The organism is Brevundimonas naejangsanensis DSM 23858 (assembly GCF_000421705.1).
Lineage (GTDB): Bacteria > Pseudomonadota > Alphaproteobacteria > Caulobacterales > Caulobacteraceae > Brevundimonas > Brevundimonas naejangsanensis.
Genome location: NZ_ATXN01000002.1, coordinates 790,342 through 807,418, shown reverse-complemented (window position 1 = coordinate 807,418; position 17,077 = coordinate 790,342). Strand labels below are relative to the sequence as shown.

Genomic DNA, 17,077 nt, shown 5'->3' with positions numbered 1-17,077 from the left:
TCTCTATTGCGGGGTTGTAACCCCGGCAGCCGCACAGGCGACGTCAACCCATTCGGGCTGCCGATTGCTCAGCCAGATGGCTCCTGCCGAGCAAGCTGAAATTCGTCGCGCCGCCGCCGCGCGCGGACGCCCCATTCCGGATGGAGCAGACGTCGAGGTCTGCCGAGAGAGGGCGACCTCTGCGGCGTCGTTCGTCGGAATGCTGCAGACAATGGATGAGCGCTATCGAAGCGTGCTCCGATGGTCATCGCCAGAAGTCATGAGGATGCGAGACGGAAACGACGCTCAAATGCAGGGCGTGCTGGTCCTGCTCAAGGACAACATCGAGACGCGCGACATGCCGACCACGGCCGGCTCGCTGGCCCTGGCCGATAATGCGCCCGGCCGCGACGCTCCCATCGTGGCGCGGTTGCGGGAGGCCGGCGCCGTCATCCTGGGCAAGGCCAATCTGTCGGAATGGGCCAACATCCGTTCGTCGCGGTCCATCAGCGGTTGGAGCGCCGTCGGCGGCCAGACGCGCAATCCCTATGATCCGGAGCGGACGCCGTGCGGCTCGTCCTCAGGCAGCGCCGTGGCGGTCGCCATCGGCCTGGCGCCGGTAGCCATCGGCACCGAGACAGACGGCTCCATCGTCTGCCCGGCCTCGGTCAACGGCGTGGTCGGCTTCAAGCCGACGGTGGGCCTGGTCAGCCGCACCCACGTCATCCCCATCAGCCATTCCCAGGACACGCCGGGCCCCTTCGCCACGACGGTGGAGGACGCGGCCATCGTCCTGACCGTCATGGCCGGGTCCGATCTCGAGGATCCGGCGACGGCCGAGGCGGATGCGCGAAAGGTCGACTATCGCGCGGCCCTGGACGCTGGCAGCCTGCGCGGCGCGCGGCTCGGGGTCATGGGCTTCCTCTTGCCCGCCTACTCGACCGAGGCGCGCGTGGAGTTCGACCGGGCCGTGGAGGCTCTGCAGGCCGCAGGCGCCGAGGTGGTCGAGATCGGCGAGGGGCCTAATATGCAGGCCATCGGCGGCTGGGAACTGACCGGCATGCTGACCGAGCTGAAGCACGGCCTGAACGCCTATCTGGCCTCGACCGACCCGGCCCAGGTCAGGACGCGCACCCTGGCCGAGGTGATCGCCTTCAACGCCGCCGAACCGCGCGAGACGGAACTGTTCGGACAGGAGTTCTTCGAGATGGCCGAAGCGACCGCGGGCCTGGACGACCCAACCTATCTCGAGGTGCGGGCCAAGGCCTTCCAGGCGGCGGGGCCGGATGGAATCGACCGCATGATGCGCGAGCACGGCGTGGTCGCTCTGATCGCCCCGACCACGTCGCGGGCCTGGACCAATGATCCCAACGACGATGATCGGTCGCAGGGCTCCGCCAGCCGGCTGGCGGCCGTGGCGGGCTATCCGCACCTGACGGTGCCGATGGGGTTTGATCGGGGGATGCCGATCGGCCTCAGCTTCATTGGCGGCAAGTGGGACGACGCCCGCATCCTGTCTCTGGGCCATGCCTATGAACAGGCGACGCGGGAGCGTCGGCCGCCGCCCGCGGGGACGGCGGCCGAGCCGGATCAGTCGCGGTAGTTCAGCGCCGGGGCGCGGTCGCCCAGCAGGGCGCGGTATTCGAAGTTCGGGCCGCGACGCTGTTCGAACTCGGCCTTGGCGGCGGCGATGGTGTCCGGGCTCTGGAACAGCTCGGCCGTGGTCAGGGCCAGGGTCTTGGCGGCCAGATGGGCGCCCTTCAGGCCGATGGTCGTGCCCGCCGCCACCACGTTCTGCCAGGAGTGACCGGCCGAACCCGGCACGAAGGTCGCCGTCGACAGGCCGACCGTCGGCGTGACCCACGACACGTCCGACACGTCGGTGGAGCCGCCGAAGTCGCCCCCGATCACGGCGTCCTCGATCTGACCGACGCTGGCCAGGTCCGGCTTGGAGGTCAGGGTCTTCTGGATTTCGGTCGCCAGGGCGGTTTCCTCTGCCGTCCAGGTGATGCCGCCGACATGGCGCAGGTTGCGGTCCATGACCGTCATCAGGGCCTGATTGGGCAGCATGGAATAGACGCCGCCGATGGCCTCGAACTCGACGCGGGTGCCGGTGCCCAGGGCGGCGCCGTCAGCCGCCAGCTTCACCCGCTCCAGCACGTCGCGGACGATCTCGGGGTTGTTGTGGCGCACGTAGTAATAGGCCTCGGCATAGGCCGGGACGACGTTGGGCGCCTTGCCGCCGTCGGTGATGGCGTAGTGGATGCGGGTGCGGTCCGGCACGTGCTCGCGCATCATGTTGACCATGTAGTTCAGGGCCTCGACCCCATCGAGCGCCGAGCGGCCCTTGTCGGGCGCGGCGGCGGCGTGGGACGCCGTGCCGTAGAAGCGGAACTTGCCCGAGACGTTGGCCATCGTGTCGCCCTGACGGGCCGAGTTCACATTGCCGGGGTGCCAGTGCAGCGACACGTCGACGTCGTCGAACAGGCCGTCGCGGACCATATAGACCTTGCCAGAGCCGCCTTCTTCGGCCGGGGTGCCGTAGACGCGCAGTTCGCCCTTGATGTTGTTGGCGACCATCCAGTCCTTGACCGCGATGGCGGCGTGGATCGAGGCGGCGCCGAACAGGTTATGGCCGCAGCCGTGGCCCGCATGGCCGCCTGCGGATTCCTGGATCGGGCTGAGGGTCTGCGACAGACCGGGCAGGGCGTCGTATTCGGCCAGGACGGCGATCACCGGACCTGCGCCGTTCTTGAAGCTGGCCAGGAAGGCGGTCGGCTCATTGGCGATGCCGGCGGTGATGGCGAAGCCCGCGTCGCGCAACTGATCCTGCAGCAGGGCGGTGCTCTGGGTCTCCTGATAGCCCAGCTCGGCGAACTTCCAGATCTCCAGCGCGGCGTGGTCCAGGGCGGCCTGGTTGCGATCGACGGTGGAGGTGATCTGGGCTCTGGCCTGCGGCGACAGTTCAGCGGCGACGGCGGGGGCCAGAGGCAGGCTGGTCATCGCGGCGGCTAGGGCGAGGACGCGCATCGAAACGGGCTTCATGGGAACTCCGGGAACAGGAAAGAAGAAGGGGCGGAAGGCGTCGCCGCCAACCGCCCCGAAATCAGTCAGAGACTGATCAGAAGGACTTGCGGAAGCTGGCGTACCAGTAGCGCCCGTAGGGCTGGTACACCGTGCCGACATAACCGCCGCTGGCCAGCGGGGGCTGTTCGTCGGTGATGTTGCGCACGCCGACGCGAACGGCCGAGTCGGCCAGCGCCTCGCTGAAGCGCGAACCGTCGAAGGCGTATTCCGCATAGAGGTTAGCGGTGATGGTGGAGTCCACCGTCCAGTAATCGCCCGCCGAGTTGGTCAGGCCGTCGTCATACAGCGACGAGATGTACTGGGTGAAGGCGCCGACCGTCCAGTCGTCTTTGCGCCACGTCGCCGACAGCGACCACTTCCATTCCGGGCGACCGAAGTCGGCGATCATGTCGCCGAACGAACCCGACAGGAAGATAGCCTCGTCCAGCTGACCCGAAGCCTGGGCGTCGGCCAGCATCTTGGTGTCCGGCGCCATGTCCAGATAGTATTTGATCAGGTGCGAGACGTTCAGGTTGACGTTGAAGTCGCCGTACTGGGTGCCGCGCAGACGCCACATCACGCCCAGGTCCAGGCCCTCGACCGTCTGGGGCTGCTGGTTGGTATAGGCGTCCTTGATGTAGAGAACTTCGCCCGCCGCCTCGAGGCCCGAGCCTGCGAAGAGGGCGATGTCGGCGGCGGTCGGATCGGCGCGGACGACGTTCTCGTTGAACGAGCCCTGCTTGCGCAGCAGGTAGTCCAGCGTCAGAGCGTTCTGACCGCGGAACAGGCCAACCATGCCTTCCTGCTTCACCTGCCACCAGTCAGCGGTGAAGGTGAAGTCGCCGAACTCAGCCGGGATGAAGCGCGGCTGGATGACGAAGCCCAGCGAGACGGTTTCGGACTCTTCCGGGGCCAAGTCCGGGTTGCCCGAGCGGCGCTCCTGCGTCGACTTGCGGGCGTGGGTCTGGCTGAAGTTCGCCTTGAACTCGTCCGCGACCCTGGAGCTCATCGAGGCGCCGCAGCCGCGCAGGGTGTTGTCGATCGCGCCCGTGGCGGTCTTGAGGCCGCCCTGAACGCGCAGGGCCTCGCAATAAATCCAGTCGTTGCTGTTGTTCGAGCGGGTGATGACGGTGGCGTTCATCTGCTCCAGGTTCGGAGCGCGGAAGCCTTGCGCCCACGAGCCGCGGATACGGAAGCCGTCGACGATGTCCCAGGCCGCAGCGAACTTGGGCTTGGCGACCGAACCGAAGTCCGAATACTCCTCGAAGCGACCGGCGAGCTGGACTTCCAGGTTGTGGACCAGCGGCACGCCCATTTCCGGCGAGATCAGCGGGGCGGCGAGCTCGACATAGGCCGAGAAGACGTCGCGTTCGCCGTAGGTGTCCGGGTTCTCCGACTGGTTGATCAGGTCCGAAGACTGGACGCCCAGCAGGTTGGTGAAGCGGATCGTGCCGTCGACGCGGCTGTCGCGGTCGTCCAGCTGGGTCTCGGTGCGCAGCTCGATGCCGGCGGCGACGCCGACGGGACCGGCGGGCAGCTGATAGACGTCCGGACGCGAGATGCGGAAGTCCCACATGCCCAGTTCGGTCTTGGTCTTGCGGACCATGTCCACGCGGATGCCGTCCAGGGCCGCCTGGTTCGACAGGGTGTCGTCACCGACCGTGGGGTTGGTCAGCGAGCCGCCGTTGAAGAAGTTGTAGGCGTCCGGGGTCGACTTGGCGGCCCACTCCTGCAGCTTGGTGGCGGAAATGTTGTCCGACACGTCCTTGGCCGAAGCTTCCGACCAGGTCAGGGCGGTTTCCCAGTTCCAGCCGTTCCAGTCGCCGCGCAGGCCGCCCAGGATGCGGTACTGCTTGTTGACCACATTGACGCTGATCGGGCCCATGTCCATGAACCGATAGCCGGTCAGGGTCAGGTTCTGATTGCCGTCCAGCGGGTTGTAGTAGTTCGTGCCGGGGATGATGAAGGGCACAGCCGAGGCCGTTGCGATCGGCTCCTGCCAGGCTTGGGATTCGGCATAGTAGCCGCCCAGCTCGCCGAAGGCCTCGACGGCGTCGTTGATCTGGTATTTGCCGGTGACGAAGAGGTTGAAACGGTCAACCTCGGGCATGACCGTCAGGCCCAGCTTGGCCATGTCGGCGTTAAGGTCCGACGGCAGGTTGGCGCCGCTCATGACGCACAGGCCGTCGCCGATGGCGGTGACGCAGTCGTTGTGCGTTCCGGGCAGGACGGTGAAGGCGCTGTAGGCCCTGCCGTTGATCGTCGCGCCGGAGCCGTTGACGGTGAAGCGGCCCCAGGGCGTCAGCGGCGAGGTGCCGATCAGGCTGCTGTTGTTCTCAAAACCCGTGCCGGCGAACAGCGACGTCAGGTCGTTGGAGGCGGTGTAGTCCTGATCGAGCGTGTTCAGCTCGTCGCGGTGGTCGTAGTTGAAGAAGGCCGAGATGTTGCCGCGACCGTCCTGAATGTCCTTGCCGCCATAGATCGACAGGTTCAGCTCGCGCATGCCGGTGCCTTCGGCGCCGCCGTACTGGGTCGAGATGGTCAGGCCGTCCATGTCGTCGCGCAGGACAGTGTTGACCACGCCCGCCACGGCGTCGGCGCCGTAGATGGCGGCGGCGCCGTCGCGCAGGACTTCCATGCGCTTCAGGCCCGACACCGGAATGGCGTTGGTGTTGTAGGTCAGGACCGGCACCAGATGCTCATTGGCCTGTGACGTCGGGTGGCCGACGACGCGACGGCCGTTCAGCAGCACCAGGGTGTTGCCGATGCCCAGGCTGCGCAGGTTCACCGAGCCGGTGTCGCCGCGCGCCGCGTTCGAGGTGTAGGGCAGGTAGGACGAGTTGAAGGTCACATCGCCCATTTGCGGGATGGAGCGGAACAGGTCGTCGCCCGATGCCGGAGCGGCGGCGACGATGTCGTCTTCGCTGACGACGGTCACCGGCAGGGCGGCCGTCACTTTGGAGCCGCGGATCTGCGAGCCGACGACGACGATCTCGTCGACCTGAGTGACCTCGTCCTGCGCCTCCTGGGCGAAGGCGGCGGTTGCGCCGAACAAGGCCGTGGTGGCCAGCAGGGCCGTTCGCATGGTGCGGCGCGCCAAGACAGTGCTCATGAAATAGTCATCCCCGTTGTGGTCATCGTTCTGCGCTCCTGTCTGAAGCAGGCGTCGCATCGCTGACTGATCTGTTTGTCGAATGAGGCCGACTCCCGCGCGCGCCGCCCCGACGAATCGAAAAACCTGGCGCGGCGCGGAGAGTTCGCCTCAGTCCGGACTTGAAGCGGCCACACTGCGGCGCGTCAACCTTAGCTGAAAAAATATTGCTGATATCCCAAATAATGAGCGCGATAATCACTCAAGCTCGTCCTTGAACTACTGTTTTGAGCAATGCTATCGCTATGGTTCTTGATAATATTGTCCTGCGGGAAAGCGTGGCGGGCGCTTCAGCCTTTCGCGACGCACGGGCTTGCGGCGGGGATTTCTGTATGCGTTTGGGTTTGATGAAGTCGGCGACGGCTGTTTCGGCGGCGGCCCTGATGTTGCTGGCTGCGCCGGGGATGGCCCAGGAGGCGGCGGTCCAGGTTCGGCCGACCACCGGCAGCGGCGGCGACATCGTCAACTACGGCCAGATTCACAGCCCTGTCGTGGGACGCGGCGGCATGGTGGTCAGCCAGAGCGACCCGGCGACCCGCGTCGGCGTCGACATCCTGCGCCAGGGCGGCAACGCCGTGGACTCGGCCATCGCCGTGGCTTTCGCCGAGGCGGTGACCCTGCCGCGCGCAGGCAACATCGGTGGCTCAGGCTATATGGTCGTGCATATGGCGGCCACGAAGGATCGTCCGGCCCAGGACATCGCCATCAACTATTACGGCACGGCCCCGGCGGCGACGACGCCTGACCTGCTGCTGGGACCGGACGGCCGGTTCGACCGCTCCAAGCCGTCGGGCTTCCGCAATGTGGCGGTGCCGGGCACCGTCATGGGACTGTGGGAAGCGCACCAGCGTTTCGGCTCCATGCCGTGGGCGGATCTGGTGGCTCCGGCCATAGCCCTGGCGGAGGAAGGCTATGTCCTGTCCGACGGCGAGGCCGACGCCACGGGCGGCCGCGCTCGCGTTCTGGTGACCGATCCGGGCGCGCGCGAGGCCTATCTGAAGGCCGACGGTTCAGTCTATCGGGCGGGGGAGGTCTTCCGTCAGCCCCTGCTGGCCGAGAGCCTGCGCAAACTGGCGCGCGGCGGCGCGGACGAGTTCTACAAGGGCGAACTGGCGCGTCAGATCGTGGCCGGGATTCAGGCGCATGGCGGCGTCATCACGATGGAAGACATGGCGGCCTATCGCGCCGACGTGTCAGAGCCGATCTGGGGCAGCTATCGCGGCCACCGCATCTCCTTCATGCCGCCGACGGCCTCGGGCGTCAGCGTCGCCGAGGCGCTGAACCTGCTGGAGCATTTCGACCTGCGCGCGATGGGATGGGGCAGCGTCGACAGCCTGCACCTGATCTCCGAGGCGATGAAGATCACCTCGTCCGACCGCAACCTGATCGGCGGGGCGCCGCAGTGGACGACCCCGGCCAAGGGCCTGGCGAGCAAGGAATTCGCCGCCGAGCGCGTCAAACTGATCTCGCTGGACAAGACGCTGAAGGCCGAGGACGTGCCGGAAGGCAATCCCTATCCGTTCGAGAGCAAGGACACGACGCACTATTCGGTGGCCGACGCCTACGGCAATGCGGTGTCGAACACCTATACGTTGTCGAATTCCTACGGCGCCCACGTCGCGCCGGTCGGCACGGGCATCCTGCTGAACAACCACCTGGACAACTTCTACTGGGGCACGCAGGGGCAGCCGAACTCGCCCGCGCCGGGCAAGCGTCTGGGCTCGACCATCACGCCGATGATCGTGTTCAAGGACGACAAGCCGTGGCTGGTCACCGGCACGCCGGGCGGCGGCTATATCATCGCTACGATGGTGCAACTGGTCTCCAACGTCATCGACCACCAGTTGAACGTGGCCGAGGCCGCCATGCGGCCGCGCCTGAATCAGGGCGGCGGCGACAGCCCGCTGGAGCTGGAAGGCGGCTTCTCGCCCGACGTGGAGCGGCTGTTGCGCGAGCGCGGCCACACGGTGCGTCCGTCGATGACGATGGGCAGCACCCAGTCGATTCTGGTCGACGGCGACCGCTTCCTGGGCGCCGCCGACACCCGCCGTCCGGACGCCCTGGCGCTGGGCGTCCGCTAAATCGGCGACGGCTGATCGAGACCCTCTCCCGGCGGGAGGGGGTCAGGCCATCTCGCGCCAGGTCCTGCCGGTGACGCCGTCATAGTTGGTGGCGTGATAGACGCCGCGCGCCACGGCGCGGGCCAGCACATCGGCGGCGACGTTGCCCAGTTGCGCCACCGCGACCTGGCGGGCGGCGGGGTCCTCGATGATCTTCTTGCCGGTCGACAGGCTGAACAGGGTGTCGCCGTCGAAGGGCGCATGGGCCGGGCGGATGGCGCGAGCCATGCCGTCCTGCGCCATGATGGCCACGCGCTGAAGCTCAACGCGGGTCAGGGCCACGTCGGTGGCGATGCAGGCGATGGTGGTGTTCTCGCGCGGTTGAGGGCGGAACTTGGACAGGCCCCAGTCCTCGGCCGAGGCGTGCAGGCCGGACGAGCCGAGGCCGCCGAATTCGTCGCCGATTTCATAGGGGGCGGCCCAGAAGCTCTTGCCGCCCGGCGCGACGACCGATCCGACGCTGTTGACCGCCACGATGGCGCCGACCGTCCAGCCCGAGGCCATGACGGCCGAGGCCGAGCCGATGCCCCCCTTCAGCGCGCCGGCTTCGGCGCCATAGCCCGCCCCCGCCGTGCCGAGGTCGAAGCGGTCGCCCGCGGCCTCCAGCGCCTGAACCGACAGGCGGCGATAGGGCGGCTCCATTTCCCACTGCTTGTTCCCGCCATTGGCCAGATCATAAAGGCAGGCAGTCGGAATGATGGGCGAGGGCGGCACGCCCGGCGCCCCGCCCATGCCATAGCCGCGCCCGCGCATCCCCATCCAGGCCGCCACGCTGTCGGCCGAGCCGAGGCCATAGACCGAGCCGCCCGACAGGATGATGGCGTCCACCTCCTGCACCAGATTTTCGGGACGCAGCACGTCGGTCTCGCGCCCGGCGGGGCCGCCGCCGCGCACGTCGACGGCGGCCGTGGCGGGCTTTTCGGCCAGGATGACGGTGACGCCGGTGCGGACGCCCGCGTCATGGGCCTGACCGACCTTGAGGCCCTCGACGTCGGTGATCAGGTTCAGCGGGCCGGTGCGGCCGGACGCGCGGGCGGCGGACTGGGCCGCCGGTTTGGCGCCGGCGGCGCCGGCGGCGGAGGCTGCGGCGCCGATCAGGGCCGAGCCGAGGACGGTTCTGCGGTTCATCCGACGGTTTCCTTTTCCAGAGCGTGATTGCGGACCAGATCCGGCGTCGCCGCCAGAAGTTTCTGCGTATAGGGATGCGATGGCGCGGCGAAGACGGCGGCCGTCTCGCCCTGTTCGACGATCTTTCCGGCCTGCATGACCAGCAGGCGATCCGTCACCGTGCGCACGACGCTGAGGTCGTGGGTGACGAAGAGGTAGGACAGGCCCAGCCGGTCCGACAGGTCGGCCAGCAGGTCCAGCACCTGCGCCCGCACCGAGACGTCTAGCGCCGAGACCGCCTCGTCCAGACAGATGACCGAGGGCTCGGTGATCAGGGCGCGGGCGATGGCGATGCGCTGGCGCTGGCCGCCCGAGAACTCGTGCGGATAACGGTCGGCGGCGGCGCTGTTCAGGCCCACGCGCTCCAGCATTTCATCGACGCGGCGGCGGGCCTCGACGGGGGAGGGGCGGGCGTCCAGCAGGTGGAAGTTTTCGGCCACCAGATCACTGACCTTCCAGCGCGGATCGAAGCTGCCGTAGGGGTCCTGAAACACCACCTGGATGTCGCGGCGGATGGCCTTCAGTGCGGCGCCGCGCGCGGCGGTGATGTCGCGGCCCTTGACCCGCACGCGGCCCGCCTGCGGCGTCTCCAGCGCGAGGATGGCGCGCAGCAGGGTGGACTTGCCGCAGCCGCTTTCGCCGACGAGGCCGACGCTCTCGCCGGGCTGGATCGACAGGCTGACCTGATCGACGGCGCGGAAGGCTTTGGACTTGCCGAACAGGGCGGGCGCGCCGCCGTATTCGCGCACCAGTCCCTCGACCTGAAGCATGGGGGCGGCGTCGGCCTGGGGGCGGCTGCGACGTGTCGGGGCGTGGGTGGCGTTGGCCAGCAGGCGCTGGGAATAGGGGTGGGTCATGCCGGTGCGGATGCGGTCGACGGGCGCTTCTTCGACCAGTTCGCCGTCCTTCATGACCGCCAGCCGGTCGGCGGTTTCGGACACGACGGCGAGATCGTGGGTGATGAGGATCAGGCCCATGCCGTCCTCGCGCACCAGCCGGCTCAGCAGGTCCAGCACCTGAGCCTGTGTCGTCACGTCCAGCGCCGTCGTCGCCTCGTCCGCGATCAGCAGTTTGGGCGTCAGGGCGATGGCGATGGCGATGGCGACGCGCTGTCTCTGGCCGCCCGACAGCTCGTGCGGATAACGGGTCAGAGGGAAGCGTTCGGCGGGCAGGCCGACGCGGTCCAGCACGGCGCGGGCGACGGCGAGGGCCTCCTTGCGCGAGGTCTTCTTGTGCAGGCGCACCGTCTCGGCGACCTGATCGCCGATGGTCATGACGGGGTTCAGGGCCGTCATCGGCTCCTGAAAGATGATGCCCACGTCGCGGCCGCGCACCTGCTGCATCACGGCGTCGGGGGCGTTCGAGACGACCTGACCGTTCAGGCGGATCTCGCCGGTCAGGGTCGCGCGCGGGGGCGTCAGGCCCAGCACGGCCAACGAGGTCATGGACTTGCCCGAGCCGCTCTCGCCGACGAGGCCGAGGATTTCGCCGGGGCTGACGGACAGCGACACGTTCTTCAGGATCGGGGTCTGACCGATCGACAGGCTGAGGTCGCGGATGTCGAGGACGGTCATGGTCAACGCTCCCGCCGCACGCGCGGGTCGAACAGGTCGCGCAGGCCGTCGCCGGTCAGGCTGAGGCCCAGCACGGTCACGAAGATGGCCAGGCCCGGCATGACGGCCAGCCAGGGCGCGAAGCCGATCATGGTCTGGGCCTCGGCCAGCATCCGGCCCCAGCTGGGCGCGGGAGGCTGGGCGCCGAGACCGACGTAGGACAGGCCGGCCTCGGCCACGATGCCGACGGCGAACTGGATCGCCGCCTGAACGACCAGCAGGCTCATCAGATTGGGCAGGATGTGCTGGAGCGAGATCAGGGCCTTGGACTTGCCCGCCGTGCGGGCGGCCAGGACGTATTCGCGGGTCCACAGGCCCTGCGCCGCGCCACGCGCGACGCGGGTGAAGACGGGGATGTTGAAGACGCCGATGGCGATGACGGCGTTGATCGCGCCCGGCCCCATGACGGCGGTGATCATCACGGCCAGCAGCAGGGCGGGGAAGGCGAAGATCAGGTCGTTGCCGCGCATGACCAGTTCGTCGATCCAGCCGCCGCGCGCCGCCGCGGTCAGGCCCAGAGGCGTGCCGATGCCGACGCCGATGCCGACGGCGATGAAGGCCACGACGAGGGAGTTCTGCGCCCCCGCCATGATCATCGACAGCACATCGCGGCCGAAGTGGTCCGTGCCCATCCAGTGGGCGGCGGAGGGGGCGGTCAGCTTGGCGGCGATGTCCACCGCCTCCACGTCATAGGGCGTCCAGGCCAACGCCAGCAGGGCGGTCGCCAGCACGACGGTGGTCAGGCCTGCGCCGACGATCAACGACAGAGGCCAGCGCACGCGGGGTTTGGCGGGGGCGGCGATGGCGGGGGCGTCGGTCATGCGCGGCGTCCCCTCAGGCGCGGATCAGCGAACAGATAGGCGAGGTCGATCAGGAAGCTGACCAGAACCACGGCGAAGACCAGAACCACCACCACGCTCTGCACCACGATCAGGTCGCGCTGGGTGATGGCCTGGAAGACCAGTCGGCCCAAGCCGGGCAGGGAGAAGACGTTCTCGATGATGATGCCGCCCGCCAGCAGGAAGGGGAATTGCAGGCCAAGGATGGTCAGGACCGGGATCCAGGCGTTGCGCAGCGCGTGTCGCCACAGGGCCTGATTGACCGACAGCCCCTTGGCGCGGGCGGTGCGGACATAGTCCTCGTTCATGGTGTCGAGCAGGGCGGTTCTCAGCACGCGCGCCAGAATGGCGGCCTGCGGCGCGGCCAGCGCTACGGCGGGCAGGATCAGGGCCTTGAAGGCGGGCCAGAAGCCGCTGTTCCAACCGGGGAAACCGCCCGCCGAGAACCAGCCCAGGTTCACCGAGAACAGCAGGATCAGCAGCATGGCGATCCAGAAGTTGGGCAGGGCGACGCCGACCTGGGTGACGCCGATCAGGCCGGTGTCGACGGCGGTTCCCCTGCGGCTGGCGGCGGTGACGCCGATGGGCAGGGCGACCAGCAGCGACAGGACGGTGGCCATCAGGGCCAGCGGCGCGGACACGGCCAGACGTTCCGCGATCAGGCCGCCGACCGGCACCTGATAGGTGTAGCTGGTCCCGAACTTTCCGGTCAGCAGGTCGCCGAGCCAGGCGAAATAGCGCTCAAGGCCTGAGCCTTCGAGGCCCATCTGCTGGCGCAGGGCGGCGATGGATTCCGGGCTGGCGTTTAGCCCCATCATATAGCTGGCCGGGTCGCCGGGCACGACCTGCAGCAGCAGGAAGATGACCACGGTCGCCGCCAGCAGAGTCAGCGCGTGACCGCCCAGCTTCTTCAGCAGCCAGACCGCGCCGAAGCGCCAGGCGACGAAGGCGAGGAGCGCCGCGCCTGCGATCAGGCTGATCCAGCCCCAGGGCAGGGCGCCGCCCGTGCGCTCGGCAGTCGATGCGCCCGCTGCGCCCGCGCCGGTCCAGTAGGCGCCGGTGACGTCGTTGGCGGCGATGGGGCCGTTGATCCACAGGCCGTTCACGTCCGCTTTCCACACGCCGATGCGCGAGGACTGGAACAGGAAGCCGTTCACCGCGTCATCGGCGATGCGGCGTTGCAGATCGCCCAGCAGGCGGTTGCGCGTCGGCTCGTCGGGGGCGGCGTTGACCTGAGCCAGCAGGGCGTCGAAGGCGGGGCTGTCGTAGCCGAAATAGTAGTCCTTGCGGCCATAGATGTCGTAATCCATCGGCTCGACGTGCTCGACGATGGTCAGGTCGAACTGGCGGCGCTTGAACACCTGATCCAGCCACTGGGCCCACTCCAGGTTTTCGATCCTGGCGCGGATGCCCGCCTGCGCCAGTTGCGAGATCAGCACCTCGCCGCTGCGCCGGGCGTAGGGGCGCGGCGGCAGACGCAGGGTCACGTCGATGCCGTCGGGATAGCCCGCCTCGGCCAGCAGGGCGCGCGCCTTGGCGGGATCGTGCGGATAGATGCCGGTCAGGTCGACGTAGCCCGGCGCCTGACGCGAATAATGGCTGCCGATGGGCTGGCCGAAGCCGAACATGGCGCCCTGTATCAGGGCGTCCCGGTCGATGGCGTAGGACAGGGCGCGGCGCACCCGCACGTCATTGAACGGCGCCTTGGTGTTGTTGATCCCCAGAATGACCTTGCCTTCGGAGGCGCCGACGACGACGCGGAAGCGCGGGTCGCGCTGGAACTGGGCCACGTTCTCGGGCGCGGGATAGTTGGGGAAGGCGTCCACGTCGCCGGCGCTTACGGCGGCGAAGGCGGCGGTCGGGTCGCTGATGAAGCGGAAGACGACAGTGTTCAGGCGGGGCGCAGGCCCCCAGTAGCCGTCGCGGCGGATCAGGGTCAGCTGACTGCCGCGCTGCCAGCTCTGCAGCTTGAATGGGCCGGTGCCGACGGGGGTGACGGCGTTGGTCGCGACGCTGCTGGGCGAGACCATGACGGCGTCGCCCCAGGCCAGGACGTAGGGCAGGGTCGCCATCGGCCGCGACAGGTGGATGCGCAGGGTCGTCGGGTCGACGACCTCGACATTGCGGATCGGCTCGAACAGGGCCTTCTGGGCGTTGGTCGAGCCCTCGGCGGTGATGCGGTCGAGAGAGAATTTGGCGACGGCGGCGTCGAACGGCGAGCCGTCGGAGAAGATCACGCCGCGCCGCAGGTGGAAGGTCCAGGTGAGGCCGTCGGGGGCGGCTTCCCACGACTCGGCCAACGACGGGGCGACGGCGCCGTTCTGGGTCAGCTTGGTCAGGCCTTCGAAGAGGTTGGCGTAGACGACTTCATCCACCGCCGCCGCTGCGCCCGAGGTCGGATCGAGGTTCGGCGGCTCCAGCGGCAGGCCCAGCACCAGACGGTCACGCGGCGCTTGCGCCTGAACCTGTTGCGCCGTCAGGCCCCAGACGAGGCACAGGGCCAGCGACAACATAAGCGTCATCAGGCCGGACCGAAGCCCGCCGTTCCGGCTGCGCCGTCGGGATGCTGTCGCGACGCGTGTCGCCCCTGTCTTCGTCACCTTCCCTCGATCTCCCCCCTTGCGACGCGGCCGATCTGCGTCAGCCTACGTCATGGATTTGCACTCACGCCATGGATTAAGCGCGCCTCACCAGGGCTGGCGAGACAGCGAGGCGGGGCAGGCAGCGGTGCTTTCGGTCGCGGCGGCGCGGGCGGCCTCGAACTCTTGCCTGGCGCGGGCGAAGTCGGCCTGGAACGCCGGATCGGCCTTCAGGCGCGTGACGATGGTCGCGCCGACGATGCGGCCCGCCTCGACGTCGCTGACATAGTGGACGCCGCACACCGCGCGGCTTTCGCCATAGGCCAGTCCACGTCGCAGGATGGCGTCGGCGCGGTCGGGCGCCAGTTCGGCCAGCACCAGCGACCAGGCCCAGCCCAGCGCCGAGTGGCCCGACGGATAGGAGCCGCTGGCCGCCAGCCATGTCTCGGGCGCGATACAGGTCGGCAAAGGCTCGACCACGAAGGGGCGTTTGCGGAAATAGCCCTTCTTGGCCGGGGTCTGGATCATCTCCAGATCGCCCAGCATCTTGCCCATCAGCAGGGTCAGGGTCGGCATCTGTTCAGGCTCGAACTTGAAGCCAAGGGCGCAGTCGAAGGCGCGCGGGGCGCCGGGCGTCTCGATCTCATTGTCGGCGCGGGCGATGGCCCAGCGCTCGGAGCCTTCCAGCGACCGCATGGCGCGATAGGCGGCGATGTCGGCCTGTTCGCGCAGGGAGCCTTCCTCGGGCGGCGGCGGCAGGAAGTTGGCGGCGTTGGGCGTGTTCTCAGCTGTCAGATAGCCGTGCGGGTGGTCGCGAAAGCCTTCCCAGAAGCTCACGGGCGCAGGCGCGTCGACCGCCGCCGTCTGCGTCGAAACCGCGCCGGCGCAACCGCCCAGGGCCAGGGCGAACCCGATGGCGATGAGTGAAGAAGCGAGGCGCGGCTGGGTCATGGGGGAACTCCGGTCGGAAAGGATCATGCGGCGACGGCGCCGGGGCGGCCCGATTCAACGGTCCAGGATTTCAGGGTCGACAGGCTGGCCTTGGGATCGCGGACGTCGCTGATGACCTGATAGCGCGTATCCATGCGGTCGGGGCGCACGTCGATCGACATATAGCCGCGCGGGCGGCTGTCGAAGAACTTCACCTGCGGATTATTGGGCATGACGGCCATCAGCCCGTCGTAGCTGGGGCCGGTCGAGGTGATGGAGGTGCCGACGAACTCGGTCGCCACGGTGGCCGAGGACGGGTCGCGGCTGTCCAGCTTGACGTCATTGGTCCAGAAGGAGTGGTAGTCGCCGCTGAGCACCACAGGATTGGACGGCTTCAGTTCGGACAGGGCGGAGGTCAGGCGGTCGCGTGCGGCGGGGAAACCATCCCAGGTGTCGGTCCAGTAGCGGTTTTCCTCGGCCGGGCTGCGGGCCAGACGCAGGCCCGCCATCACCAGATTCTGGCCGAGGATGTTCCAGCGCGCGTCTGCGCGGGCCAGGCCGTCGTACAGCCAGCGCTCCTGCTCGAAGCCGAGGAAGGTGCGCGAGGGATCCAGCCGGTCGGTGCAGGTCGCGTCGGTGACGATCTGGCCCTTGCCGCCGTTCTCGCCGTCGCTGCACGGTTGTTTAGAGCGGTATTGGCGCCCGTCCAGCATGAAGAACTCGGCCAGCCTGCCATAGCGGACGCGACGATAGATCGGCATCTGCAAGGCGGCGCTCAGGCGCGTGCGACGGATCGGCATGGCCTCGTAGAAGGCCTGGTAGGCGGCGGCGCGGCGTTGCAGGAAATCGCTGGGCGCGACGCCGGAAACCTTGGACCAGACGCCGGAATAGTCGTCCTGAACCTCATGGTCGTCCCAGATGGCGACACACGGGGCGACGGCGTGCAGACGCTGAAGGTTCGCGTCGGTGCGATGCAGGGCGTAGCGGTTGCGATAGCCGGCCAGCGTCGTCGCTTCTTCGAGGTTGTAGGGACGCACCACCTGATCGGCGCGATCCGGCCCCAGGCTGTATTCATAGATGTAGTCGCCCAGGAACAGGGTCAGGTCAGGCTGTTCGTCGGCCATATGGCCATAGGCGCTGAAATAGCCGCGCTCCCAGTGCGAGCAGGAGGCGACGGCCAGACGCAGGCGGTCGGCGGCGGCGTTCGGAGCGGGCGTGGTCAGGGCGCGGCCGGTCGGACTCTGCTGGCCCTCGGCGGTGAAGCGATACCAGTAGGGGCGGCCGGGGGCGAGGCCGGCGACCTCGACATGGACGCTGTGGGCGGCGTCGCTTGAGGCGGTCACATCCCCGGCGGCGGCGATGCGGCGGAACTGGTCGTCGGCAGCGACTTCCCAGCGCACCGGAATGTTTGCGGACAGGCCGCCCAGCCCATCGGCGGCGAGGGGATCGGCGGCAAGCCGGGTCCAGATGACGAAGCCGTCCGGAGCTGGATCGCCGCTGGCGACGCCCAGCGGAAACAGATAGGCGCCGCCCGCCTGCGCCCGGCCGAAACTCAGCACGGCGGGCGCGACGACCAAACCCGTGAGCAGGGCGCGACGATCAAGGCGGGGGGCGGAATAAGCCATCATACCAT

10 protein-coding genes are annotated in these 17,077 nt (G+C 68.3%); 2 read left to right on the top strand and 8 right to left on the bottom strand.

Going from position 1 to position 17,077, the window contains the following annotated elements:
* Positions 1–199 precede the first annotated feature (199 nt).
* On the top strand, positions 200–1,582 hold the full coding sequence (locus tag H556_RS0104150; protein ID WP_051130205.1) for an amidase: 1,383 nt from the start codon (positions 200–202) through the stop codon (positions 1,580–1,582).
* Here H556_RS0104150 and H556_RS0104145 read toward each other — a convergent pair.
* Entirely contained in the window at positions 1,570–3,024 is a 1,455-nt protein-coding gene (locus H556_RS0104145; protein WP_024353233.1) for an amidohydrolase, read from the bottom strand. The genes H556_RS0104150 and H556_RS0104145 overlap by 13 nt on opposite strands.
* Positions 3,025–3,100: 76 nt before the next feature.
* Positions 3,101–6,157, bottom strand: a complete 3,057-nt coding sequence (locus H556_RS0104140; protein WP_024353232.1) for a TonB-dependent receptor plug domain-containing protein — start codon at positions 6,155–6,157, stop codon at positions 3,101–3,103.
* 371 nt (positions 6,158–6,528) lie between these two features.
* On the opposite strand from H556_RS0104140, the gene ggt reads away from it, so the two are divergent.
* Entirely contained in the window at positions 6,529–8,277 is a 1,749-nt protein-coding gene (gene ggt / locus H556_RS0104135) for a gamma-glutamyltransferase (protein ID WP_081650872.1), read from the top strand.
* A 42-nt stretch (positions 8,278–8,319) separates the two neighbouring features.
* Here ggt and H556_RS0104130 read toward each other — a convergent pair whose 3' ends face one another.
* The 6 genes from H556_RS0104130 to H556_RS0104105 all read right to left on the bottom strand — a co-directional run bounded on the left by H556_RS0104130 (position 8,320) and on the right by H556_RS0104105 (position 17,072).
* Positions 8,320–9,444 (bottom strand): P1 family peptidase, encoded by a 1,125-nt coding sequence (locus H556_RS0104130; RefSeq protein ID WP_024353230.1) that lies wholly within the window; start codon positions 9,442–9,444, stop codon positions 8,320–8,322.
* A complete protein-coding gene (locus tag H556_RS0104125; protein WP_024353229.1) occupies positions 9,441–11,057 on the bottom strand; it encodes an ABC transporter ATP-binding protein in 1,617 nt (538 codons plus the stop codon). Before H556_RS0104125 ends, H556_RS0104130 begins: the two co-directional genes overlap by 4 nt.
* A gap of 2 nt (positions 11,058–11,059) precedes the next feature.
* Positions 11,060–11,917, bottom strand: a complete 858-nt coding sequence (locus H556_RS0104120; RefSeq protein WP_024353228.1) for an ABC transporter permease — start codon at positions 11,915–11,917, stop codon at positions 11,060–11,062.
* A complete protein-coding gene (locus H556_RS0104115) occupies positions 11,914–14,457 on the bottom strand; it encodes an ABC transporter substrate-binding protein (protein WP_245559407.1) in 2,544 nt (847 codons plus the stop codon). Before H556_RS0104115 ends, H556_RS0104120 begins: the two co-directional genes overlap by 4 nt.
* A 165-nt stretch (positions 14,458–14,622) precedes the next feature.
* Complete coding sequence (locus H556_RS0104110) at positions 14,623–15,465, bottom strand: acid phosphatase (RefSeq protein WP_035302738.1); 843 nt, start codon at positions 15,463–15,465, stop codon at positions 14,623–14,625.
* Positions 15,466–15,488: 23 nt separating this feature from the next.
* The gene (locus tag H556_RS0104105; RefSeq protein WP_024353225.1) at positions 15,489–17,072 is read right to left on the bottom strand and encodes an alkaline phosphatase D family protein; all 1,584 of its coding nucleotides are present in this window, start codon (positions 17,070–17,072) and stop codon (positions 15,489–15,491) included.
* Positions 17,073–17,077: the final 5 nt, after the last annotated feature.